The organism is Alcaligenes sp. SJTW-7 (assembly GCF_047716895.1).
Taxonomy (GTDB): Bacteria; Pseudomonadota; Gammaproteobacteria; order Burkholderiales; family Burkholderiaceae_B; genus Alcaligenes; species Alcaligenes ammonioxydans.
The window spans coordinates 3,346,446-3,370,087 of sequence record NZ_CP136682.1; the positions used below are offsets into that span (position 1 = coordinate 3,346,446).

The 23,642-nt window shown below is 58.3% G+C and carries 28 protein-coding genes; 21 read left to right on the forward strand and 7 right to left on the reverse strand.

Annotated elements, in window-relative coordinates; translation table 11 throughout:
* Positions 1–6 precede the first annotated feature (6 nt).
* Together RSQ48_RS15110 and RSQ48_RS15115 are read right to left on the reverse strand one after the other, a co-directional pair.
* Positions 7–1,590: a cytochrome ubiquinol oxidase subunit I gene (locus RSQ48_RS15110; RefSeq protein ID WP_003802114.1), complete on the reverse strand. Its 1,584-nt coding sequence runs from the start codon at positions 1,588–1,590 to the stop codon at positions 7–9.
* Positions 1,583–2,149: a GbsR/MarR family transcriptional regulator gene (locus RSQ48_RS15115; protein WP_415301948.1), complete on the reverse strand. Its 567-nt coding sequence runs from the start codon at positions 2,147–2,149 to the stop codon at positions 1,583–1,585. The genes RSQ48_RS15110 and RSQ48_RS15115 overlap by 8 nt, the downstream gene beginning before the upstream one ends.
* Positions 2,150–2,306: 157 nt before the next feature.
* On the opposite strand from RSQ48_RS15115, the gene RSQ48_RS15120 reads away from it, so the two are divergent.
* From RSQ48_RS15120 to RSQ48_RS15165, 10 genes are all read left to right on the forward strand, one after another.
* Positions 2,307–3,296 carry a KpsF/GutQ family sugar-phosphate isomerase gene (locus RSQ48_RS15120; RefSeq protein WP_003802116.1) on the forward strand — a complete coding sequence of 330 codons (990 nt, stop codon included), beginning with the start codon at positions 2,307–2,309 and terminating at the stop codon, positions 3,294–3,296.
* Positions 3,297–3,298: 2 nt separating this feature from the next.
* Complete coding sequence (locus RSQ48_RS15125; RefSeq protein ID WP_003802117.1) at positions 3,299–3,904, forward strand: KdsC family phosphatase; 606 nt, start codon at positions 3,299–3,301, stop codon at positions 3,902–3,904.
* A gap of 2 nt (positions 3,905–3,906) precedes the next feature.
* A complete protein-coding gene (lptC, locus tag RSQ48_RS15130) occupies positions 3,907–4,527 on the forward strand; it encodes an LPS export ABC transporter periplasmic protein LptC (RefSeq protein WP_003802118.1) in 621 nt (206 codons plus the stop codon).
* Positions 4,524–5,174 carry a lipopolysaccharide transport periplasmic protein LptA gene (gene lptA, locus RSQ48_RS15135; protein WP_003802119.1) on the forward strand — a complete coding sequence of 217 codons (651 nt, stop codon included), beginning with the start codon at positions 4,524–4,526 and terminating at the stop codon, positions 5,172–5,174. Before lptC ends, lptA begins: the two co-directional genes overlap by 4 nt.
* Positions 5,175–5,192: 18 nt before the next feature.
* Positions 5,193–5,984 (forward strand): LPS export ABC transporter ATP-binding protein, encoded by a 792-nt coding sequence (gene lptB / locus RSQ48_RS15140; RefSeq protein ID WP_003802120.1) that lies wholly within the window; start codon positions 5,193–5,195, stop codon positions 5,982–5,984.
* A 189-nt stretch (positions 5,985–6,173) separates the two neighbouring features.
* The gene (gene hpf / locus RSQ48_RS15145) at positions 6,174–6,500 is read left to right on the forward strand and encodes a ribosome hibernation-promoting factor, HPF/YfiA family (RefSeq protein WP_003802121.1); all 327 of its coding nucleotides are present in this window, start codon (positions 6,174–6,176) and stop codon (positions 6,498–6,500) included.
* 154 nt (positions 6,501–6,654) lie between these two features.
* The gene (locus tag RSQ48_RS15150; protein WP_059318337.1) at positions 6,655–7,155 is read left to right on the forward strand and encodes a PTS sugar transporter subunit IIA; all 501 of its coding nucleotides are present in this window, start codon (positions 6,655–6,657) and stop codon (positions 7,153–7,155) included.
* Positions 7,127–8,053 (forward strand): HPr(Ser) kinase/phosphatase, encoded by a 927-nt coding sequence (gene hprK / locus RSQ48_RS15155; protein WP_003802126.1) that lies wholly within the window; start codon positions 7,127–7,129, stop codon positions 8,051–8,053. Before RSQ48_RS15150 ends, hprK begins: the two co-directional genes overlap by 29 nt.
* 102 nt (positions 8,054–8,155) lie before the next feature.
* Positions 8,156–9,031: an RNase adapter RapZ gene (gene rapZ / locus RSQ48_RS15160; RefSeq protein WP_003802127.1), complete on the forward strand. Its 876-nt coding sequence runs from the start codon at positions 8,156–8,158 to the stop codon at positions 9,029–9,031.
* Entirely contained in the window at positions 9,028–10,125 is a 1,098-nt protein-coding gene (locus RSQ48_RS15165; RefSeq protein ID WP_415301949.1) for a septal ring lytic transglycosylase RlpA family protein, read from the forward strand. Before rapZ ends, RSQ48_RS15165 begins: the two co-directional genes overlap by 4 nt.
* Before the next feature lie 36 nt (positions 10,126–10,161).
* Here RSQ48_RS15165 and rsmI read toward each other — a convergent pair whose 3' ends face one another.
* Positions 10,162–11,100, reverse strand: a complete 939-nt coding sequence (rsmI, locus tag RSQ48_RS15170; RefSeq protein WP_415301950.1) for a 16S rRNA (cytidine(1402)-2'-O)-methyltransferase — start codon at positions 11,098–11,100, stop codon at positions 10,162–10,164.
* 34 nt (positions 11,101–11,134) lie between these two features.
* Between rsmI and RSQ48_RS15175 the strand changes: the two genes are divergently transcribed.
* The 6 genes from RSQ48_RS15175 (at position 11,135) to RSQ48_RS15200 (ending at position 15,260) form a co-directional block, all read left to right on the forward strand.
* Positions 11,135–11,593, forward strand: coding sequence for a YraN family protein (locus RSQ48_RS15175; protein ID WP_415301951.1), 459 nt, complete (start codon positions 11,135–11,137; stop codon positions 11,591–11,593).
* Between the two features lie 186 nt (positions 11,594–11,779).
* Positions 11,780–12,373 (forward strand): phosphoheptose isomerase, encoded by a 594-nt coding sequence (locus tag RSQ48_RS15180; RefSeq protein ID WP_003802136.1) that lies wholly within the window; start codon positions 11,780–11,782, stop codon positions 12,371–12,373.
* The gene (locus RSQ48_RS15185; RefSeq protein ID WP_003802139.1) at positions 12,370–13,062 is read left to right on the forward strand and encodes a BON domain-containing protein; all 693 of its coding nucleotides are present in this window, start codon (positions 12,370–12,372) and stop codon (positions 13,060–13,062) included. Before RSQ48_RS15180 ends, RSQ48_RS15185 begins: the two co-directional genes overlap by 4 nt.
* A complete protein-coding gene (locus RSQ48_RS15190) occupies positions 13,059–13,559 on the forward strand; it encodes a peroxiredoxin family protein (RefSeq protein ID WP_415301952.1) in 501 nt (166 codons plus the stop codon). Before RSQ48_RS15185 ends, RSQ48_RS15190 begins: the two co-directional genes overlap by 4 nt.
* A 75-nt stretch (positions 13,560–13,634) precedes the next feature.
* Complete coding sequence (argB, locus tag RSQ48_RS15195; RefSeq protein ID WP_003802143.1) at positions 13,635–14,531, forward strand: acetylglutamate kinase; 897 nt, start codon at positions 13,635–13,637, stop codon at positions 14,529–14,531.
* A 3-nt stretch (positions 14,532–14,534) separates the two neighbouring features.
* A complete protein-coding gene (locus RSQ48_RS15200) occupies positions 14,535–15,260 on the forward strand; it encodes a pyrimidine 5'-nucleotidase (protein ID WP_003802144.1) in 726 nt (241 codons plus the stop codon).
* A gap of 116 nt (positions 15,261–15,376) precedes the next feature.
* On the opposite strand, the gene RSQ48_RS15205 is transcribed toward RSQ48_RS15200, so the two are convergent.
* From RSQ48_RS15205 to gpmA, 4 genes are all read right to left on the reverse strand, one after another.
* Entirely contained in the window at positions 15,377–16,150 is a 774-nt protein-coding gene (locus RSQ48_RS15205; RefSeq protein ID WP_415301953.1) for a HesA/MoeB/ThiF family protein, read from the reverse strand.
* Between the two features lie 15 nt (positions 16,151–16,165).
* On the reverse strand, positions 16,166–17,677 hold the full coding sequence (locus RSQ48_RS15210) for a S41 family peptidase (protein ID WP_039943413.1): 1,512 nt from the start codon (positions 17,675–17,677) through the stop codon (positions 16,166–16,168).
* A 162-nt stretch (positions 17,678–17,839) separates the two neighbouring features.
* Positions 17,840–19,399, reverse strand: coding sequence for a murein hydrolase activator EnvC family protein (locus RSQ48_RS15215; RefSeq protein ID WP_003802147.1), 1,560 nt, complete (start codon positions 19,397–19,399; stop codon positions 17,840–17,842).
* Between the two features lie 3 nt (positions 19,400–19,402).
* Positions 19,403–20,149: a 2,3-diphosphoglycerate-dependent phosphoglycerate mutase gene (gene gpmA / locus RSQ48_RS15220; RefSeq protein ID WP_219235183.1), complete on the reverse strand. Its 747-nt coding sequence runs from the start codon at positions 20,147–20,149 to the stop codon at positions 19,403–19,405.
* 161 nt (positions 20,150–20,310) lie between these two features.
* Between gpmA and RSQ48_RS15225 the strand changes: the two genes are divergently transcribed.
* The 5 genes from RSQ48_RS15225 (at position 20,311) to RSQ48_RS15245 (ending at position 23,597) form a co-directional block, all read left to right on the forward strand.
* Entirely contained in the window at positions 20,311–20,658 is a 348-nt protein-coding gene (locus tag RSQ48_RS15225; protein ID WP_237714429.1) for a rhodanese-like domain-containing protein, read from the forward strand.
* A 22-nt stretch (positions 20,659–20,680) separates the two neighbouring features.
* The gene (grxC, locus tag RSQ48_RS15230; protein ID WP_003802150.1) at positions 20,681–20,938 is read left to right on the forward strand and encodes a glutaredoxin 3; all 258 of its coding nucleotides are present in this window, start codon (positions 20,681–20,683) and stop codon (positions 20,936–20,938) included.
* Between the two features lie 39 nt (positions 20,939–20,977).
* Positions 20,978–21,472 carry a protein-export chaperone SecB gene (secB, locus tag RSQ48_RS15235; RefSeq protein ID WP_003802152.1) on the forward strand — a complete coding sequence of 165 codons (495 nt, stop codon included), beginning with the start codon at positions 20,978–20,980 and terminating at the stop codon, positions 21,470–21,472.
* A complete protein-coding gene (locus RSQ48_RS15240) occupies positions 21,472–22,524 on the forward strand; it encodes an NAD(P)H-dependent glycerol-3-phosphate dehydrogenase (RefSeq protein WP_415301954.1) in 1,053 nt (350 codons plus the stop codon). Before secB ends, RSQ48_RS15240 begins: the two co-directional genes overlap by 1 nt.
* Positions 22,525–22,598: 74 nt before the next feature.
* Entirely contained in the window at positions 22,599–23,597 is a 999-nt protein-coding gene (locus RSQ48_RS15245; RefSeq protein ID WP_003802156.1) for a Bug family tripartite tricarboxylate transporter substrate binding protein, read from the forward strand.
* The last annotated feature ends 45 nt before the right edge of the window (positions 23,598–23,642 follow it).

Sequence of the window (23,642 nt, forward strand, 5' to 3'; positions counted from 1 at the left end):
CCCTCCTTAACCGCGCAGCAACGGCGCGTTGCGCGAACCATAAGACAAGGCGGACGGTGCAGCGGTCTCGCCCCCCTCGTCCGGGCCTTTGCGTATTGAGTGCAGCATGACCTTGATGCCAATCACCGCCAGGGTGGAGTAGAGCAGCAAAAAGATGCTCATACTGATCATCAGGTCTACAAAGGACAGGCCCGAAGCTGCATAGTAGGTAGGCAGAACGCCTTCAATCGCCCAGGGCTGTCGTCCAAACTCGGCCACAAACCATCCACACTCGATGGCAATCCAAGGCAGAGGGATACTCCAGACAGCCGCCTTGAGCAGGCGTGGGTGGCGTTGCAGGCGGTCACGCGATGCCAGCACAAAGGCCACAATGAAGAACAGGATGAAGTACAGCCCCAGACCCACCATCACACGGAAGCTCCAGAACAAGGGAGCGACCTGTGGCACCGTATCCCAGGCAGCCTGAGCAATCGTGTCGGTGTCTGCCTTGGTGATGTCATCCGTGTAGCGCTTGAGCAGCAGCGCATAGCCCAGATCCTTCCAGTTATTATCAAAGACCCGGCGGGCTTCAATATTGCTGGCATCGGCGCGAACCAGCTGAAGGGCCTCGTAAGCGCGCAAGCCATTGGCAATACGGATCTTGGCATGCTCTACCAGCTCATTGATGCCCAGCATGGGCGTACTGACCGAGCGTGTCCCGATCAGGCCCATCACCCAGGGAATTTCCACGGCGAAGCGGTTTTCACGGGCCTCCTGATCGGGCCAGGCAATCAGATTGAAACTGGCAGGCGCTTCCTCGGTCTCCCACATGGATTCCATGGCTGCAATTTTCATTTGCTGATGTTCGGTCGTCAGATAACCGCTTTCGTCACCCAGGACCACGACAGACAAGGAAGCGGCCAAGCCAAAACTGGCGGCTACGGTCATCGAACGCTTGGCCAGGTCGATATGACGCCCGCGCAGCAAGTACCAGGCACTGATGCCCATCACGAACATGGCCCCCAGCACATAACCGGCACTGACGGTATGCACGACTTTGGCCTGCGCGACAGGGTTGAGAATGACCTGGGCAAAGTCAGTCATTTCCATACGCATGGTATGGGGATTGAAGATGGCGCCTACCGGATTCTGCATCCAGCCGTTGGCGACCAGAATCCATAGGGCCGACAGGTTGGTGCCAATGGCGACCAACCAGGTGACGATCAAATGCCCCAGCTTGGAGAGACGATCCCAACCAAAAAAGAACAGGCCGACAAAAGTGGCTTCCAGGAAAAAAGCCATCAAACCTTCAATGGCAAGCGGAGCGCCAAAAATATCGCCCACATAATGACTGTAATAAGCCCAGTTCATGCCGAACTGAAACTCCATCACAATCCCGGTGGCCACACCCAAGGCAAAGTTAATGCCAAAGAGCACTCCCCAGAACTTGGTCATGCGGCGCCAGATGGCCTTGCCCGTCATGACATACACGCTTTCCATGATGGCCAGCAAAAAAGACAGGCCTAGCGTCAAGGGCACAAATAAAAAGTGAAACATCGCGGTGGAAGCAAATTGCAACCGCGACAAGGTAACGACATCCAGATCAATCATGACGACCCCCAGTTTGATCAGCTTTGCGAATCCTTCCGGCGAAACCCAGCACCTTCTGAACTTTGCTACCTAAGCGCATCAGATTTTGCAGGGTTTCGGGCGGCAAGTGATGAACTTCGTCAAACCACCCACAAGCCAACTCAATCAACTCCAGCATTTCGTTAATGCGCTGCTGCCCGTATGCTTCTTCATCATTGACGGGCGCTTCCATAAGGATACTGCGCAACAAGGTTAATGTGGGGTCAATCTCGCGCTTGCGCTTTTCCTCCACCAAGGTACGAAAAATATCCCAGACATCCTTGGGGGATTCGAAATATTCGCGTCGCTCGCCGATCTTGTGCGTCATATTGACCAGACGCCAAGACTGCAGCTCGCGCAAGCTCATGCTGACATTGGAACGGGAGATGCCCAGCGTTTCGGCAATCTCGTCGGCGTGGAGGGGTTCGGGTGTAATGAACAAGAGCGCATAAATCTGGCCTACCGTTCGGTTGACCCCCCAGCGCCCGCCCATTTCCCCAAAGTGCAGAATAAAACGTTCTGCCTGTGGTCCTAGATTCATGGCTTCCTGAATTTTCAGTAATTACTGAAATTACAAAACAAGACGTATCTTAACCCTAAACTATTACGCCCGCCACTGGTCCAAACGCTTCTGATCGTACAATGTGCCTCCTGCGAATCAGCATGCCAAGCGCACACTTCACGTTTACAATTCCGCCATGAATACACCGGCACATTTCGATCCCGAACACATTCTGTCCTCGGCACGACGCACCTTCGCCATTGAAGTAGAGGCGTTGCAGGCGCTGGGTCAGCGCCTGGACCAGAACTTTGTCCAAGCCACCCAGTTGCTCGTGCACTGTCAGGGCCGGGTAGTGGTGACCGGCATCGGCAAGTCTGGCCACGTTGCGCGCAAAATCGCCGCGACACTGGCGTCGACTGGCACGCCGGCTTTTTTCATGCACGCCGCCGAGGCCCTGCATGGCGATCTGGGCATGATTACCAAGCAGGATGTGGTCATTGCCATTTCCTATTCGGGTCAGGCCCAGGAGCTGGTCACGGTGCTGACCGTCCTGCGGCGCATGGGTGCCAAGCTGATTGCCATCACAGGGCACGCCCAGTCCGAACTGGCTCAGAACGCCGATTTGCACCTGGATGCCCATGTCGAGCATGAGGCTTGCCCCCTCAACCTGGCCCCTACGGCCAGCACCACCGCCGCCCTGGTCCTGGGTGATGCGCTGGCCGTCGCCTGTCTGGAGGCCCGAGGCTTTAGCCGTGAGGATTTTGCCCGCTCTCACCCAGGTGGAGCGCTGGGCCGACAACTCCTGACGTTTGTGCGCGACATCATGCGCAGCGGCGAGCAGTTACCCGTCGTTTCCCCCGACACCCTGGTCCCTGATGCCCTGATCGAAATGTCCAGCAAGGGAATGGGCATGACGATCGTCACCGATCCCCAGGGCCGGCCGGTGGGCCTGTTCACCGACGGGGACCTGCGCCGCCTGATTGCGCGCGCAGGCGACATACGAAATCTGCCCGTGTCCGAAGGCATGTCGCGTGAACCGCGCAGCATTGCCGCCGAGGCGTTGGCCATTGAAGCGGCCGAGCAAATGGATGCCCTGCGCATCAGCCAAATGCTGGTATTGGACGCAAACGGGCTACTATTGGGAGCTCTGCACATGCACGACCTGTTGGCTGCAAAGGTAATCTGATCATGATGAACACGCCCACTGCCCCGCTTCACCCCGCTGAAGCCCAAATTCTGGCCAAGCTGCCCGAACTCGTTCGAAACCAGTTGCGCCAGTTGCGCATGATGGTCTTTGACGTGGATGGCGTATTGACCGACGGACGCCTGTGGTACAGCGCGAACGGCGAGGAATTCAAAAGCTTTCACGCGCTCGATGGCCATGGTTTGCGCATGCTCGGCGAGAGTGGCATCGGCGTGGCTCTGATTACGGGGCGTGAAAGCGGTATCGTGTCACGTCGTGCTGCCGAACTGGGCATTCCCTTCGTCCACCAGGGCGTACGCGACAAAATTGCCGTGCTGACGCAGCTGGCACAGGAAAATGGTCTGTCCCTGAGCGAGCTGGGATATATGGGCGACGATCTGATCGATTTGCCTGCCATGCAGCGCGTGGGGTTCTCCGCCAGCGTTCCTGAAGCGCCCTTCTATATCAGCCAGATCGCCAGCTGGGTGGCCACACAGCCTGCCGGCCACGGCGCAGTACGTGAGTGCTGTGATGCCATCCTGGCCTCCCAGGGACGCCTTGCCGCTTTTATCACCGGGGGCCCCTTGAAGACCACGGGAGTCATTCAGTAATCATGCGCGACCGTCTACCTACCTTCATTTCCCTGTTGCTGCTGGCTTTGCTGGTACTGGCAACGCTGTGGGCGGTCGATTACACGCAACGCTCGGTCGCGATTGATCCCCCTCGCCGTGTTACCCACGAGCCCGACTCCTGGGCGCGCAATTTCACCATGATCAGCTCCGATGAAACGGGCATGGCAATCAGCCGCCTGGACGGAGAAATTGCCTATCACTACCCCGATGACGACTCACACGACATCACCTCCCCGCGGGCCGTCAGCAACCGGCCCGACTCGCCCCTGACGATTGCCACCTCGGACACCGCCCATATGAATGCAGGCGGTGACGTCATCACCATGAAGGGCAATGCCCATATCCACCGACAGGCCACGCCCGAGGAAGAGGCAATGGACGTGCGCAGCGAAGTGCTGATCATCCTGCCCGAGGAAGACGTGGTGTACACCAACGAACCGGCATTGGTCGTGAACGGCCAGTCCACCATGCGCGGCACCGGAATGCGTTACGACAATCGCGTTCGCCAATTGAACGTCATGTCGGAATCCGACGTTAAAATCTCGGGCCAGCAAACACAAAAAGCGCGTTCCTCCAATAGCTCTAAGGATTCCCCTCCATGACTACGCCTGACAGCGCCCGCCTGGGCCACAAGCCCATGCTCTCCTTTGGCCTCGTGCGCGGTGCCCTGGCCCTGTGCCTGAGCACAAGCGCTCTGGCCATGCTGCCTGCGGCCCCCGCCCTGGCCCAGGCAGCGGCCTCGGCGGCTGCCGAACCGGACACCTCTGTATTGTCCGATACCTTGACCTACGACGATATTGCCAAGCAAACGGTTTACAAAGGCAACATCATCCTGACGCGCGGCGCCATGACCTTGATGGCCGACCAGCTCGCAATCGAACAGGATGCGGAAGGCTTCCAGCATGGAACGGCCACCGTCAGTGAACGCCCCCGTGTCACGATTCGACAAGAAGACCCGGCCAAATTTGAGCTGATCACGGCCGAAGGCGTTCGGGCCATCTACAACGGCAAGACCGAAGAGGTCGAGCTCATTGGCAAGGCGGTGGTCAATCGTTATATTTGCGGCAAACTGCAAGACTCCATTCAGGGGCAACGCGTGATCTACCGGCAAAAAGACGGCACGTACCAAGCGTTCGGGGGAGCCGACTCCGCCACACGAGACGGTCGCGTACGCTCTGTGGCGCGCCCCCGCGCCAATGCCGATGCAGCCCTGGCCGAATGCCAACGCAAGTCTTCCTCCCGCAAATAGACCGGACACCCCTGAACCATGGTTGCTCCTAACAACCCGTCTACCCCCACCCGCGCCAGCCACTCGACCAAAGGCAGCCTGATTGCACAAGGCCTGCGCAAAACCTACGGCAAACGCACCGTTGTGCAGGACGTTTCCCTGAATGTGGAAAGCGGTGAGGTGGTAGGCCTGCTCGGCCCGAACGGAGCTGGCAAAACCACCAGCTTCTATATGATCGTAGGCATTGTGCCTGCCGATGCTGGCCGCATCGAAATTGACGGCACGCCCATTACCGCCATGCCCATGCACAAGCGCGCACGGCTGGGCCTGTCGTATCTGCCGCAGGATGCGTCTGTCTTTCGACGTCTGACCGTAGAGGAAAACATCCGCGCCGTACTCGAACTGCAACTGGACGAGAACGGCCGCCACATCAGCAAGCAAGACATCAACGAGCGCCTGGAAACCCTGATTAACGAGCTGCAGATCGGGCATATCCGGCAAAACACCGCCCTTTCCCTGTCAGGCGGCGAGCGGCGACGCGTGGAAATTGCCCGTGCGCTGGCCAGCAACCCGCGATTTATTCTGCTGGACGAGCCCTTTGCCGGGGTGGACCCGATTGCCGTGATCGAGATTCAACGCATTGTGCAATTTCTCAAGGGGCGCAACATCGGCGTGCTGATTACCGACCATAACGTGCGCGAGACACTGGGCATTTGCGACCGGGCCTACATCATCAGTGAGGGCACCGTTCTGACCAGCGGGCATCCGTCCGAAATCATCGACAATGAAGCTGTGCGCAAGGTTTATCTGGGATCGAACTTCCGGATGTAAGCCAATTTCAAGCCTGGTAACCGGACCGGGCGGGGCCAAGGGTTTTCCTGCACATCACAGATTGATTCAGGTCATGTTATCTGACCCACATATAGGTATACTGGGATATCCAAGATCAGTAGTAAGGAGGCTAAAGACGACGATATCCCCCCTCTAGAACAAGTTGTTTGACTACTACGGAGAGCCTATATGAGCCTTAACATCACTGGCCGTAATCTTGACATAACTCCTGCCATTCGCGACTACGTCAAAAGCAAAATTGGTCGAATTGAAAAGCACTTCGACAATGTGGTTGACTCGCAGGTTATGCTTTCCATTGAACGTCTGAAGCACACTGCCGAAGTGACCGTCCGTGTCCCCGGCAAAGATATTCATTGCGCATCTTCAGACGAGAACTTGTATGCCGCGATTGATCTGCTGGCCGATAAGATTGACCGACAGATCCTGAAATACAAGGAAAAGGCAAACAGCCATGCGCATGAGCCCGCCAAGCGGCTCGAAGTTCCGGCTGCCTGATCACGCCGAACTGGTACAGCAGGCATAGCCCTGCCAACAAACCCCGTACTTTTCATAAGTTCGGGGTTTTGTGTTTCAGGGCGTATCTGTCCGCCTGTTGTTAGCCATCCAAAAAATGTTTAGCTAAAAAACATTCCCCCCTATAATGGCCGTCATGAATCTCTTGTCGCGTATATTGCCTTTGTCCAACGTGGTTCTAGATCTTGCTGTCACCAGCAAGAAGCGCGCTTTTGAACAAGCCGGACTAATATTCGAGAACCATCACGGCATTGCCCGGACAGCCGTTTTCCATAGCCTGATCGCTCGCGAGCGCCTGGGCTCCACCGCTCTTGGTCACGACGTTGCTGTGCCGCACGGTCGGATCAAGGACCTCAAGGAGCCTTGTGCCGTTTTCATGCGTCTGGCCGAGCCGGTGCGTTTCGATCCCAGCGATGGCCGTACCGCCAGCCTGCTGTTCTTTCTGCTGGTTCCCGAGACGGCCACTCAAATCCACCTGGACTTGCTGGCCGAGATCGCCCGCCTGATGGCCGATCAGGATATCCGTCAGGCACTGGCACAGGAAACGGACCCGGTTCAAATACACCAGCTCCTGACCCAGACCCCCGATCTCAACGCGGAACATTCCGATGCTGACAGTTCAAGAACTGGTCAATGATAATCACGACAAGCTCGAGGTAAGCTGGGCAGCCGGAAAACATGCTGCCCTGCGCCCCATCCCCGACCTTGGTGCTTCTGCCGCGGATCTGGTCGGCCATCTGAACCTGATCCATCCGGGCCGCATTCAGGTTTTCGGCCCCGAAGAGCTCTCTTTCTACAGTCGCTTTGACGTCAAGCGTCGCCTGCATCACCTGGATGATCTCAGGCAAGGCGGAGTTCCCGCCCTGTTCATCGCCAATGACGCCGTCGCTCCCGACGACCTGATCCAGTTTTGCGAAGAACAAGGCGTACCCCTGCTCTACACGCCTATTGATGCCGCCCAGCTCATTGATCTGCTGCGCATTTATCTGGGCAGACGTCTGGCCCCGAAAACCACCATGCACGGTGTCTTTATGGATGTGCTGGGTTTGGGGGTACTGATTACCGGCGAGTCGGGACTGGGAAAAAGCGAACTGGCGCTGGAATTGATCTCGCGTGGTCACGGTCTGGTGGCAGACGATGCGGTCGAACTGTCCCGCACCGCCCCCAACATGATTGACGGTCAGTGCCCACCCCTACTGCAAAATCTGCTTGAGGTACGGGGCCTGGGTCTGCTGGACATACGCACCATTTTCGGCGAAACCTCCGTTCGTCGTAGAATGAAGCTTAAACTAATCGTGCACCTGGTCCGTTCCAACCCCGACAGTTTCGAGCGTCTGCCCACCCAGGACCAGACGCAGGAAGTGCTGGGGGTCGACATCAAACGTGTCATGCTCCAGGTGGCCGCAGGCCGAAACCTTGCGGTGCTGGTGGAAGCGGCGGTGCGCAATACCATCCTCGCTTTCCGCGGCATTGACACCATGGGCGATTTCATCGAACGCCAGGCACTGGCTATCATGAATAGCCGCGAAGACTAGGCACCCCAGGGCCATTCGCACTCAGCGTGCCCTGAGGGCTTTGTCCTGTTTCACCTAACCGCCGCCCGCCTGCCGGGCAGCGACTCGGAGCCTTTTGCCACAATGCTGAAAGTTGTATTGATTACCGGCATATCCGGTTCGGGAAAATCAGTTGCCTTGCGTCTGCTGGAAGATACCGGCTATCTCTGCATAGACAACCTGCCTCCCCGATTTCTGGCCGAATTTGTTCAGCGTTCTGCTGAACAGGGGCTGGAGCGACTGGCCGTCGCCATTGACGTGCGCGGCGCCGGTGATCTGGACATCCTGCCTGGAGTCATCAGCAAGCTGAACGAAGAAGGCTATGCCCTGCGCGTACTGTTTCTCAATGCCAGCGATCACACTCTGATGCAGCGTTACTCGGAATCGCGTCGCCGTCACCCGCTGACAGACCGCCTCCGTCAGGACGGCCGCTCCCCCTCGCTGCAGGAATGCATCGAAGCAGAGCGGGAAATGACCGCTCCTTTGCGCGAACTGGGCCACATTATCGACACCACGGACCTGACACCCGGCCAGCTGCGCGCCTGGATTCGCGATCTGGTGCAGGCCGATCGGGCCAGCGTGGTGCTGACCTTTGAGTCCTTTGCCTACAAACGTGGCGTGCCCGGCGATGCCGATCTGGTATTTGACGTGCGCTGTCTACCCAACCCGCACTACGACCCCGAACTGCGTCCCATGACAGGCCGGGACGAGCCAGTGGCCAAATGGCTGGCCCAGTTCGGCTCCGTGGAAACCATGATCGATGACATCGCGGGTTTCGTGCGGCGCTGGCTACCTTTATATATGCAGGACACTCGCAATTATCTGACTGTAGCCATTGGTTGCACGGGCGGTCAGCATCGCTCTGTCTATGTAGCGGAACAACTGGCACTGCGTTTTGCCGATTATGCGCCCTTGCTGGTACGCCATCGCAACCAACCGCCTATCAATCCCGTCCCATGAGTCATTCCCTTTTTTACAAATTAGGCGCCGTGCTGAGCATACTGGTCTTGCTGGCCGGGTGCTCATCCAGCCCCAAGCGCGCCAAACCCAAAGCCAAACCGGGGGCCACCGTTTCAGCGCCGCGAGGCGGAGGTTATTACAAAGACGATGGCCCCCACTCTCGCATACCGGCCAATCTGCACGCCACTCCCAACGCCACCCCTCGCATAGAACCGATCGCCCGCAGCAATACCCGTCCCTATACCGTGCTCGGCAAAAGCTTTGTTCCTCATACTTCCCACAAAGTCTTTACCCAGACCGGCACCGCTTCCTGGTATGGACGCAAGTTTCACGGCAAGAAAACCGCTAATGGCGAAACCTACGATATGTATGCCATGACGGCGGCCCATCCCACCTTGCCTATTCCGAGCTATGCGCGTGTGACCCGGCCCAAGACAGGCAAATCTGTCATTGTGCGCATCAACGATCGCGGCCCCTTTCACAGCTCACGCATCATCGATTTATCCTACGTCGCGGCAGCCAAGCTGGACTTGATTGCGCCCGGCAGCGGCACTGTCCTGGTGGAAGCGATTACCGAGGAAGAAATACGTAATGGCAGCTTTGAGCAGGGCGACATTGAGCTGGCCCAGGCCGAGGCTGAAACACCCCTCGACACACTGGCCATCGCCGAACCCCAATCCAGCCTGACCATCACGGAAACGCTGGAGCCTACGCCCGATGCCTTGTCTGCCCTGCCGCAAGAAGAGCTGACGATAGAGCTGGATGATTCCCCCAGCTGGAGCAGCGATGCCAACGATCAGCAGTTGATTGTGCAGGCGACGACAACAAACACCAGCAAGCCGCAGGCTCCTTCGGGTCAAAGCCGGGTTTACCTCCAGTTCGGCGCATTCTCTGCAAGAGAGAATGCCGCCGCCCTGGCGCAACAGCTCAATCGCCAGATAGCGCAGGTGGAATACCGCGATGCCCAGGTTCAGACCCACAACGATCTGTACCGCGTACAGATCGGGCCCTACCCCAATCGCACCGAAGCGATTAACGCGGCCTACCGCATCAAGCAAAAAACCGGTCTGAGCCCCTCTGTCGCTGTGCGCTAAGGTATTGGGAGAAGCAATCCGACCGGCTCCAGCTCACTAGCCTTGGGGCGCGTTTGCCAAGCCCCAGGCATAGAGTACATCGCGGGAAATCCCGGTTGCCTGACTGGCAATGCGGGCGGCGTCCCGCAATGAAACCTGCTCCAGCAGGGCCTTCATCCACCGCTGCGTAGTTGCATCCAGAACGGGCGCATCCTCATCAGGCTCTCGCGGGGCCTCATGCAAAATCAGCACAAACTCCCCTTGCTCCCGGTGACTGTCCTCATCCAGCCAGGCCAGAGCCTGCCCCAGGGGCACGGTGTGAATCTGCTCGAAACGTTTACTCAGTTCACGCGCAAAAGTCAGCTCCCGCATTGGGCCGCATACCTCTTGCATATCGCGCACGGCGGCACGCAGGCGGTGGGGCGACTCGAACATCAACACCGGCATGCCCAGGCTGGACCAATGCTGCAGCCACTTGCGACGCGCCACCGTCTTGGGCGGCATAAAGCCGGCAAACGCAAATGCAGGGTTCTCGTCGCTCGTGGCGCCACTACCCATCAAGGCGGCAATAACGGCCGAGGCTCCGGGCAAAGGCACGACCTGAAACCCGGCTTGCCGCACTGAGCGCACCACACGCGCACCCGGGTCACTGACAGCAGGTGCCCCCGCATCCGACACCAAGGCCACTCGCTGCCCTTGCTCCAGACGCTGAATAATGGCCTGAGCCGCCTGCGCCTCGTTGTGACGATGAGCCGCCATCAGCGGCGTTTGTATGCCCCAGGCCTGTAAAAAAGGGCGCGTTGCCCGTGTGTCCTCGGCCGCAATAATGTCACACAGCTCCAGCGCCTGCCAGCCGCGCAGGCTAAGGTCTCCCATATTGCCAATGGGCGTGGCCACCACATACAGACAAGAGGATGGCCAGACCTGGCCCTGTACCTTGTCCATCATGCCTTGCCAGACTGCCGCGTTCACTGTCCGGTTTTCGGTATCGCTCATGCTCGATCCTGCTTATTCATCATCGTGTATCCCTATGAACCTCTTTGACTACGCCCGCCAGGCTCAAAATCGGCAACTGCGACGCAAACCGCAGCGTCGCCCAGCAAGCAGAAAGGCCGAGCCCAGGCGCTCTCCCAGTCAGACAAGCGGCGATCAGGCCGAACAGCGCGCCTGCGAACATGTCCTCGCTCATGGAGCCCGCGTTCTGGCCCGCCAATTACGTACTCGCTTTGGGGAAATTGACCTGGTCCTGTGCCATCAAGAGCAACTTGTGTTTCTGGAAGTGCACCAGCGCAATCACAAGACCTACGGAGGGGCGCTTGCCAGTGTAAACCGGGATAAGCAACGGCGCTTGATCCTGGCCGCCCAACACTGGCTGCCAATCCTGAGCCAACGCTATTTTCATGGCCGGCTGCCAGCCTGCCGTTTTGACGTGATCGCGATTGAAGGCGATACCCTGACCTGGGTCCAGCAGGCCTTCGAACAAACTTGAGCCCGTTCCAACCAGGCCTGACTAGCTGGGAATTTTTCGGCAAGGACACTGTCCTATAGAAAAAATCGGGCACCTGCCCCTATCTCAATCCGGATACAGCATCTGGTTTCAATACCGTGGCGTTTTTTTCAACATGACACGTTCTGCCTGCCCCACAGGGAAATTCTCCGTGCGATAATGCGCGCTATGGACCTTATCGCCTTAATGACTTCGCATTTCGACGATTCCGTCGATACCCTCAAAGCCAGCACCCGCGAACTGGCCGAACCTTTGGCCGCCGCTGTCGAGCTATTGTTTGCCACCCTGGCTAACGACGGCAAGATTCTGGCTTGCGGAAACGGCGGATCAGCAGCCGACGCCCAGCACTTTATTGCAGAGCTGGTGGGCCGTTTTGAGCGCGACCGCCTGCCTTTGGCCGGCATTGCGTTGAACACCGATACCTCGATCATGACGGCGGTGGGCAACGATTACGGCTTTGACAGTATTTTTGAACGCCAGGTCAGTGCCTTGGGCCAGACTGGCGACATTCTGGTGGCCATCTCCACCAGCGGCAACTCGCCTAATGTCATCCGCGCCATCGAGGCCGCCCGCGAGCGCGATATGGTCATCATTGCCCTGACAGGCAAAGGCGGCGGAAAAATCGCCGAGCTGCTCTCGGACACAGACATTCATCTTTGCGTACCGCACGATCGAACCATGCGTATTCAGGAAGTACACATTGTTCTGTTGCATGCCATGTGCGATGGCATTGATGCCCTGCTGCTGGGAGATCCCCTATGAAACACCGTTTGATTCTGGCCGCCCTGCTGGCCAGCACCACACTGACCGGCTGCGGGCTACTGGTGGTCGGCGGCGCTGCCGCCACGACCGCTGTCGTAGCTACCGACCGTCGCACCACAGGCGAACAGGTCGAGGACAAAACCATTGTCATGAAAGCCGGCGCGGAAACACGTCGCCTGCTGGAGAACAAGGAAGGTCGCATCAACACCACCTCCTACGCCGGGCTTGCCCTGCTGACGGGGGATGTGCCCACCCAGGCTGACAAGGAAGAGGCGGGACGTCTGGTCTCCAAAGTCGACAAAGTCACTCGCGTGGTCAATGAATTGCGCGTGGGCGAGCCCACCCCGTTGAGTGTGCGTTCGAACGACTCCTGGATTACCACCCGGGTCAGCACCGCCTTGCTGAACGCCAAGGACGTGCCTAGCCGCACGATCTCCACCACAACCGAGCGTGGCGTAGTCTACCTGCTGGGCCGTGTCACTCACGAAGAGGGCGAACGCGCCGCGATTGCCGCCTCCAGCGTGCCCGGCGTGAACAAAGTGGTCAAGCTCTTTGAGTACGTCAGCGCCGAAAGCCTGGCACAACCTTTTAGCACCAACAATCAGCCAAGCACTGCCCCCGCTGGCACAGCGGCTCCGGCAGCACAGCCTGCTCCCGCCTCTTCTGTAGAAGTGATGCCTGTCCAATGAAAAAAGTAGTCATCATTGCCTTTGTCGTTGCCATCGCTGTAGGTCTGGGCGTATGGACCATGTCCGGCAGCGCCAAGGCCAGCGCCCCGGACGTCGCCTTCACCGACCTCAATGGCAAACGCTTTGAGACCAAAGATCTGCAAGGCAAAGTAGTCCTGGTGAAGTTCTGGGCCACGGACTGCACCACCTGCGTTGCGCAAATGCCTGACAACATTGAGAACTTCAATGCCTTGTCCAGCAAGGGATTTGATATCGTGGCCGTCGCCATGAAGCACGACCCCATCAATTACGTGCGTAATTTCACCCAGTCCCGCCAACTGCCGTTCACGGTTGTCCATGACGACAAGGGCGATATCGCCAAGGCCTTTGGGGACGTCCGTCTGACGCCCACTGCCTTTTTACTCGACAAACAGGGTCACATCATCAAGCGCTACCTGGGCAACTACGACAAGCAGGAGTTCATTGCTACTGTCGAAAAAGCCCTGGCCAGCAGCTAAGCTCCTGTTTTTGCCCCAGCCACATAACCCCGGGTACCAGCAGTGGACCCGGGTTTTCTTCAAGTGAGCGCATCAATGAGCACCACAGATCCGCAGAATTATTCCTCGACCGTCAAAGCAGAAGTTTTGTCCGAGGCCCTGCCCTATATTCGTCGCTTCCACGGCAAAACCGTTGTCATCAAGTACGGTGGCAATGCCATGACCGAAGAAGCTTTGCAGCGCAGCTTTGCCCATGATGTGGTCTTGCTCAAGCTGGTTGGCCTCAAGCCCGTTGTGGTGCACGGTGGCGGCCCCCAAATCAACGACGCCCTCAAGCGCGTGGGTAAGGAAGGCACTTTTATCCAGGGCATGCGCGTGACCGACGCTGAAACCATGGAAGTGGTGGAGTGGGTTCTGGGTGGTCAGGTACAGCAAGACATCGTCATGATGATCAATGAAGCCGGCGGCAAGGCCGTCGGTCTGACAGGTAAGGACGGTGGCATGATTCGTGTCACCAAAAAAATGCTGCCTGACGCCGAGCACCCCGGCCAACTGCTCGATATCGGTTTTGTGGGCGATATCGAAAGCATTCAGCCCGAGGTGGTCAAAGCCTTGCAAGATGACCAGTTCATCCCCGTGATCTCCTCGATTGGATACGGCGAGGACGGTCAGGCTTACAACATCAATGCCGACGTGGTGGCCGGCAAGATGGCCGAGGTGCTCAGTGCGGAGAAACTGGTCATGCTGACCAACACCCCCGGCGTGCTGAACAAGGAAGGCCAGTTGTTGCGCCGCCTGTCGGCTCAAACGATTGACGAGCTCTTTGCCGACGGCACAATCTCCGGTGGCATGCTGCCCAAGATTTCCTCGGCTCTGGATGCCGCCCGCAACGGGGTCAATTCCGTCCATGTCATCGACGGACGTGTTCCCCATTGCCTGCTGCTGGAAATCCTGACTGACCGTGGTGTTGGCACCATGATCAGCTCGCATTAATCCGTGCGCGCTCCAATCCGTGCCCATGCCTGGGCACGGCCTTTGTCTGCCTGCCAGCCCGATGAGACCATCTGGCTGTTTGACCTGGATAACACCCTGCACAATGCCTCTCAAGGCATTTTTCAGGCTATTGACGGGCGCATGCGCATCGGCGTGGCGCAAACCCTGGGTGTAGACATGGACGAGGCCGACCGGCTGCGTCTGGAATACTGGCAACGCTATGGCGCAACCATGATTGGCCTGCATCGCCATCACGGCGCCGACCCGGCGGCCTTCCTCAAGCACGCGCACGATTTTGATGTGCCTTCCCTGATCAGTGCCGAGCCGGGCCTTGCCTACCAGCTGCGCCGCCTACCGGGCTATAAGCTGTTGTTGACCAACGCGCCCCAGGACTACGCACATCGTGTTCTGAAGGCACTGAATTTGCTACCGGTTTTTGATGGCCTGTGGGCTATTGAGCACATGCAACTGCAAGGTCGCTATCGCCCCAAGCCCTCGCAGGCGCTGATGAAGCAGGCCTTGGCCATGCTCAAGGCGCAGGCTCGCGACATTGTGCTGGTGGAAGATACCTTGCGCAATCTGAAAAGCGCCCGACAGCTGGGGATGCAAACCATCCACATCTATAACGCGGGCACTCCCTTTAGCGCCATGTATCATGGCCGCAGCCCTTATGTCGATCACCGCATCAACCGCATCGCCCAACTGGTCAAGAACTGGCCACGCCTCTAAGGGCCTTACCATCCCTGTCACGATAGCGAGCCAATTCCCTTTTTCAGTGATGTGTCGTCAAGAGCGGCCATTTTTCTGCTCTTGACTCACCGACAGAAACAGCGGTCAGAAAAAAATCAAACCTGATGGCGCTGTTCCACCGCTCGGGTACCGCATACCGGGCAGGCCGGATCTTTGCGAAAACGCACCGTATGCCAATTCATGTTGAAGGCATCCACGCTTAACAAGCGGCCGACCAAGGGCTCTCCGAAGCCGCCTAACAGCTTCAAGGCCTCGACTGCTTGCGCACTACCCACCATACCCAGCAAAGGCGACAGAACGCCTGTGGTAGCGCAGCGCAATTCCTCAACATCATCGGCTTCGGGGAACAGGCAGTGGTAGCAAGGGGCGTCGGGCTGACGCAGGTCATAGGTGCTGACCTGCCCCGAAAAACGAATCGCCGCACCGGACACCAATGGTTTACGCAGGGCCACGCAGGCGCGGTTAATGGCGTGGCGGGTCGCAAAGTTGTCGCAGCAATCCAGCACCAAATCGACTTGCCGAACCCAATGCATCAAGCCCGCTTCGTCCAGACGCTGAACGACAGGAGTGACCTTGACTTCAGGATTGAGCTGCTCAATGTGCAGCTTGGCAGACTCGACCTTGTCCCAGCCCAGACGATCAGTGGTGTGAGCAATCTGGCGTTGCAGATTACTCAATTCCACTTGATCATCGTCGACCAGAATGATGGAGCCCACCCCCGAAGCCGCCAGATACGCCACCACCGGGGAGCCCAGGCCTCCGGCTCCAACTACCAGGATGCGGGAGGCCAGCACCCGCTCCTGCGCTTCCACCCCGAACTCGTCGAGCAGAATATGCCGCGCATAGCGCAGTAATTGCTGATCTTCCACGTCAAGAGCCTGTGTTTACGGAGTTACCGGCTCGAGCCCTTTCGGGGTGATTCGGAACCGCTCAACGCTGGGTTGCTGATTCAGGGGACTTTTTTTTTCAGTCGATTCGGACGCCACGTCCTTCTCGCGCTGGGCAGCAGCCTGCTTGGCGGCAGCAACTTTGGCCGGATCATTTTTCATGACCGGACGTCCCGCCAAATGGTTCAGCGCCTGCTGCAACTGATAATCGTCGTCACCACCAAACTCGAACATCTTGAATTCGGGGCTCATACCCAGATCAGGCTGTTCTTCTTCGGTGCTTTCATCCACTTTACTGTTGAGCAAATGGCGTTTGAGATCCACCTCACGAGGCAGACGGAACAAATTACCTTGTGCGGTATCGTCCACCACCACATCTGGCTGAACGCCCGTCACCTGAATCGACGTGCCGTTAGGCGTGTAATACAAAGCGGTGGTCAGCTTCAGCCCTGAGTCCTCGGACAGCGGCACCACGCTCTGCACCGAGCCCTTGCCGAAGGTGCGATTACCAATAATGGTGGCCCGCTTGTGATCCTGCAAAGCACCAGCCACAATTTCCGAGGCCGAGGCCGAGCCCACATTCACCAGCACAACGATAGGCACGGTCTTGAGCCAGTCCAGCTTTTTCAGGACGTCCGCATCCGTGTCGAGCTCGCCCAGCACGGACTGCATGGACTTGACGTAATACTCGCGATTGGACGAGGGGATACGGCCTTTGGTCGATACCACCAGGTCGCCCGAATCCAGAAAGGCGGACGAGACGCCAATAGCGCTTTCCAGCAAGCCACCAGGATCGTTGCGCAGGTCAATGACCAAACCTTTCGGTGCACCAGGGCCTTTGTAGACTTCGGACAATTGCTTGATCAGATCAGCCGCCGTGCGTTCCTGGAACTGGGCAATGCGCACGTAGGCCACATCGTCAGCCAGCATCTTGGAGCGCACGCTGCGCACCTTGATGACATCGCGCACCAGATTGAATTCCAGCGGCTTGTCCCGGCCAGCACGACGAATCGTCAGTTTGATCGATGTATTGGGCTCGCCACGCATTTGCTTGACTGCATCATTCAGGCTCAAATCCTTGGTCGGTTTGCCATTGATGTGCGTGATGATGTCGCCAGCCAGAATGCCGGCACGGGCAGCCGGTGTGTCTTCAATCGGCGAGATGACTTTGGGCATCCCGTCCTCGCTACCGATTTCTATGCCCAGACCGCCAAACCCGCCCTGGGTCATGGCTTCCATTTCCTTGAACGCATCCGCATCCAGATAGGCCGAGTGCGGGTCCAGATCGGTAAATAGCCCCTTGATCGCATTATTGACCAGGGTCTGATCCGTCAAAGGTTCCACATACGTGTTCTTGATGGCAGCGAACACATTGGCGAACTGTTGCAGTTCGCGCAAAGGCAATGGCTCGCCGCGTTGAGCGACCGCAGTAATGCCAAGGCTGATCAAAATACCGCCCACAGCACCTGCTGCCACTAGTCCAATGCTGCCAATCCTTCGAGTGCTCATGCACATTCCCATTATTTTCAGATTCAAGACGGGGCCACCTCCCGGAGCTGACCCGACCATGCATTATAAGAGTAGCGTAAAGCGCCGACCAGCGTGAACTGGGCTTGAGTCGCTACCCTGCGCTACAAATGCGAGCAAAAGTAAACGGCGGCCCAAAAAAACTCAGGGCCCCAGCCAAACCTGCGGATTAATGGGCTTGCCCTGATGGCGCAACTCAAAATACAGGCCCGGCTCAACCTGCCCGCCAGTCGCCCCCACCCGCGCAACAGCGTCTCCGCGCCCCACGACATCACCGACCTGCTTGAGCGTACTCTGGTTATAAGCGTAAACGCTCAGGTAGTCGCGCCCATGATCAATAATCAGCAAATTACCAAACCCGGTCATCCAACTGGCAAAGACCACCCGACCGGGGGCCACCGCACGGACCGTAGTGCCGGCTGACGCCCGCAACACAATACCACGCCAAATACCGCCGTCAGGCCGCTCGGCACCGAACTTGCCTTGCACTTGTCCCCGCACGGGATAGGGCAAGCCCCGCTTCAAGCCCTGAAATCCACCTTCGGGCTCCAAGGCAGGCGCGGCAGACTGCTCCACAGGCTCTTCCTCCACCTGCACCTCCCGCACCTTGGGAGCAACAGGCTTGCCAATCGGCTCGCTAGGCTCGGATGAGGCCTCCAGACTATCAGACAGCAACCGCTCGTTTGTCGTCGGTGGCGTGTAGGTCAAGGGCGGACGCGGAATGGCTTGTGCCGGCTCTGCTGGCGCCGGTTTGCTGGGCGGCAGGGCTGGCGGCAATGGTGGCTGAGTAGCGCGGGCGCGCTCCAACAGCTCCCGCTCGCGTTCCAGACGCGCCTGCTCACGGGCGGCCTGCTCCTGCTCGGCCTTGCGACGCAATTCCTGCTGGCGAAGCTGCTCGGCCTTGCGCGCCTCCTCGGCACGACGAGCGGCCTCCCGGCGACGTTGCTCTTCAGCACGGCGGGCTAGCTCGGCCTGGCGGGCAATCTCGGTTTCCAGCCCAGAGATCAAGTCTCCCAGGCGCTTGTCATTGCTTTGCAAATTGGCTGCCTGGCCACGCTGGCGCTCGAGCTCCGCGCTGATGTCCGCCACCACCTTGGCCCGCTTTTCTTTCTGTTCCTGCAAGGCCACTTTCTGGGCAGCCGCCTCAGCAGCCAGTTGCTCCTGTTCTTTTTCACGCGCGGCAAGCTGAGCCTGCAGGCGATCCAGTCGCTCTACAGTACGACGCACCTGATGCACCTGCTCGGTCTGTTGACGCGACACATAGCCCAAGTAATACAACTCGCGGTTGATGGCGTTGGGGTCATCGCCGGACAAGAGGGCGGCCCAGGGAGAGACGCCATTGGCGTACTGCGCGCGCAACTGCTCGGCCAGTTCCTGCTGACGCTGCGCTTTAAGCGCCTGTTGTTCGCGAATCTGCTTGCCTAGGGTGCCCAGTTGCTCGTGCAACTGCTCTTGCCGCTGTTCGATCTGGGCCAGCGTGCGATCGATATCGGAGATCGCCTGCTCGGATTCACGCAAGGCATTGGCCGCATCACGACGAGAGCTTTCACTGCTGTCAATGCTCTTGCGTAAGGATTCGATTTTCTGGCGCAGCTCTGCCTGCTGCTTTTGAGCCTGGGCCTGGCGCGCGGCCAGATCCGGGTCCACAGCCAGTACCGGAAAGGTCCAGGCTGCCAGCAACAGGCAAACGCTGTAGCGCCACATTGTTTACTGCGCCTTGCCCTGATTGGCGACCGCTTGCATCTGGGCCGCAATCGCTTCCTGGTCGCCCAGGTAGTAATGGCGGATAGGACGCAGGTTCTCATCCAGCTCGTATACCAGTGGCTGACCGGTCGGAATGTTCAGGTGAACAATATCCTCATCGGAGATGCCGTCCAGATGCTTGATCAAAGCGCGCAGGCTGTTGCCATGAGCGGTTACCAGAACACGGCGTCCGGAACGGATGGCCGGCGCAATGGACTCGTCCCAGAACGGCACGACACGGGCCACGGTGTCTTGCAAACATTCGGTGCGCGGCAATTCATCGGCCGGCACACGGGCGTAACGAGCATCAAAGCGTGGGTTGCGTGGATCATCCTCGGCAACGGGATCAGGAGCGATTGCATAGGCACGACGCCAGATCAGAACTTGATCCTCTCCGTACTTTTGTGCGGTTTCGGCTTTATTTAAGCCTTGTAAAGCACCATAATGGCGTTCGTTCAAACGCCAGCTCAAACCGATAGGAGTGTGCATGGCGTCCATCGAATCCAGGGCGATCCAAAGGGTACGGATAGCGCGCTTGAGGACCGAGGCAAAAGCCAGGTCGAACTCAAAGCCGTTTTCTTTGAGCAGATCACCGGCCTGCTTTGCCTGTTGGCGCCCGGTTTCGGTAAGATCGACATCGGTCCAGCCAGTAAACCGGTTCTCCAGGTTCCACTGGCTTTCGCCGTGCCGCATCAATACAAGTTTATACATGGTAAAAACAGCCTCGAGGTTGAAAAATTGGCGCCACTCTATAATCGTGTGATCCGACCTTTTTTTCTTGCTTTTCTTGGTAATCAACAGGATTTAACGTGGACTTCATCTTAAGTCAGAACAATCTTCTAATTTTAGCAATTGCGGTGCTTGCCGGCATTATGCTGTTAATACCCAGCTTTTTCAAAGGCCGTGCCGGGCGCGCAGTTTCAAGCTCTGAAGCGGTACAGATGGTAAACCAGAAAGACGCTATTTTGATTGATCTACGTAGCGCCGATCAGTTCAAGACCGCGGCAATTGCGCAATCGCGCAACATCCCGGCTGCCGACCTTGACGCCAAGGCCAACAGCCTGCCCAAAGACAAACCTGTCATCCTGGTGTGTGAAACTGGCCGTAGCGCCCAACGCAGCGTTGCGGTTCTGCGCAAACATGGCATTGAGCAGGCCTACACACTGGAAGGCGGTATCCAGGGCTGGATGCAGGCCAGTCTGCCCGTCAAAAAATCGTAAGCTCTCCTTCTACGAGGCTCTCATGGCAAAAGTCACGATGTACTCCACAATGGTGTGCCCTTATTGTGTGCGCGCTGAAATGCTGCTCAAACAACGCGGCGTCACCGAAATCAATAAAATCCTGATTGATCGCGAACCGGAACAGCGCGCCCTGATGATGGAGCGTACCGGTCGACGTACGGTTCCCCAAATCTACATTGGCGACACCCATGTAGGTGGCTACGATGATCTGGCCGCTTTGGACCGTGAAGGTGGTCTGCTGCCTTTGCTGGCTGCCTGATTTTTTTTCTAACCATTTTTTTATCCCATAGGATCACCCATGGCCGACCAGAACAACACAGCCGCTGAACAAGAAGCTCAACAACCCAGCTTCAGCCTGCAGCGCACCTACATCAAAGACCTGTCCATCGAAATGCCCAATGCCCCCCAGATCTTTCTGGAGCAAGAGGCCCCTTCCGTGGAGGTGTCCATCAATGTGGGCGGCCAGCGCCTGGCTGACACGGTTTACGAAAGCACCGTGACCGCCACAGTGACCACACGCATTGGCGACAAGGTCATGTACTTGGTGGAAGCCACCCAGGCCGGTATTTTTGAAGCTGCCAACATTCCTGAAGAGCAGCTCGAGCCCTTGCTGGGCATTGTGTGCCCCACCATGCTGTACCCATACTTGCGCGCTGCCGTGGCCGACGCCATCAACCGTACGTCCCTGCCTGCCCTGCATCTGACGGAAGTGAACTTCCAGTCCCTGTACGAGCAGCGCCTGGCTCAGCAACAGGGCGCAGCCCAAACTGACGGCCAGCCTTTGCAGGCCTGATGATGTCAAACGCGCACACTCCTGTTCGTGTCGCAGTCCTGGGCGCAGGCAGTTGGGGCACGGCGCTGGCCGCCCTGGCCAGCCTCCAGGCTCCCACGATGGTGTGGGCGCGCAAATCATCCACAGCTCATGCCATCGGGCAGGATCATCGCAATCACGCCTACCTGCCCGATGTCCTGCTCCCCGAATCGCTACAAGCCAGCGACAATCTGAAGCACGTCATGGATTTCGCACTGGCCGACGATACCGGGCCCGCCCTCATCATTCTGGGTGTGCCTGTTCGTGGTCTGGCACAGACCTGTGTGGACCTGGCGCAGCACTTGCCCGCCACACGCCGTCATCCTGTCCTGTTGGTCTGGACCTGCAAAGGCTTTCATCAGGAAAGCGGTTTACTACCCCATCAGATTGTGCGCGAAAGCCTGCCTGAGCGCCCCTGGTTAGGCCGGGCCGTATTGTCTGGTCCCTCTTTCGCGCTGGAAGTGGCCAAAGGCCTGCCTGTCGCCCTGACCCTGGCCTGCCAACCCGCCTCCATGGCGGACATCGCCCTGGCCGCTCTGCATGGCAAGCAAGCCCGCCTCTACACCAGCACCGACATGATCGGTGTGGAAGTCGGTGGCGCTGTCAAAAACATCATGGCAATTGCCTGCGGCATTGCCGACGCACTGGGCCTGGGCCACAACGCCCGTGCCGCCCTGATTACCCGAGGCCTGGCTGAAATGCAGCGTCTGGGTGTCGCTCTGGGCGGTCACGCAGAAACCTTCTTCGGACTGGCCGGTCTGGGAGATCTGGTCCTGACCGCGACCGGCGAGCTCTCCCGCAACCGGCAAGTTGGCCTGGCGCTGGGCGCCGGAGAAAGCCTGGACAGCATCTTGGCCACCGGCATTACGGCCGAGGGGGTACGCTGCGCCCGCGCGGTTCTGGAGATGGGCAAGGCGCACCACATTGAACTCCCCATTACCGCCGCGGTCTGCCAGATTCTATTTGAACAGCTCTCCCCGCGTGAAGCCGTCCACGCCTTGCTCACTCGCGAGGCCAAGCAGGAAGGCCATTAACCCCGCTTGCCATCTGGTCTGGCCTCTCCTTGTCAGGCCGGCGGTCAACCGTCTTTTTATTCAACATCAAAACAATGTCATTGCTTGCTCGTTCTCGTGATCTTCTGCTCCGCTCCGTGCTGGGGCTGGCCTGCACCGGTTTGCTGGCGCAGGCTGCTCAGGCCCAGTCCAGCTGGCCTGAACGTCCCATTCAGATGGTGGTGCCCTTCCCGGCAGGCTCCTCGCCTGACGCGCTGGCTCGTGCCATTTCCGAACCCCTTTCCCAGGCCCTGGGGCAGACCATCATTGTGGACAATCGCCCGGGTGCAGGCGGCAATATCGGCACCCGCTTTGTTGCTCATGCCAAGCCCGACGGCTACACCCTGCTGCTGACCATTAACGGCCCCATGGTGACGGCTCCCACCCTTTACAAGACCTCGCTGGGCTACGACCCGCTGAACGATCTGCAGCCTGTCTCCATGATTGGCACCAGCCCCAACGTTCTGGTCGTACCGGCTGACTCACCCGCCAATACAGTAGAGGAGTTCATTGCCCTGGCCAAATCCCGCCCCGGTGAATTGAACTACGGCTCTGTCGGCCCCGGCAGCTCGGCCCACCTGGCGATGGCCATGCTCGAGCATGCCGTCGACATCAAGCTGGAGCAAATCCCCTACTCCGGTTTTCCACAAATTCTGACGGCCATTATTGGCGGAGACATTGACGCCGCCTTCATGGTTCCAGGCATTGCCATGCCGCAGGTTGAGGCTGGTAAAGTCAAGGCATTGGCCGTGACGTCCCTGCAGCCCAGCGAATTGCTGCCGGACTTAACCACCATGGCACAAGCCGGTCTGGAAAACTTCGAGGCAATCTCCTGGGATGCTTTCTTTGTCCCCCACAACACCTCGGAGGATGTCGTCAAACGTCTGAACCAGGAAATCACCACCATCTTGCAACGCGACGATATCAAGGCCAAGCTCAAGGCCTTTTACTTTTCGTCCGAACCCTCCACCCCCCAAGCGCTGACGGACAAGATCGTGGCCGACAAAGCTCGTTGGGATGAGGTGATCGAACGCCTGAATCTGTCGCTGGAATAAAAGCCTCGACTCATTCCTCTGCAAATGGCCCTGCGAACCTCTTGG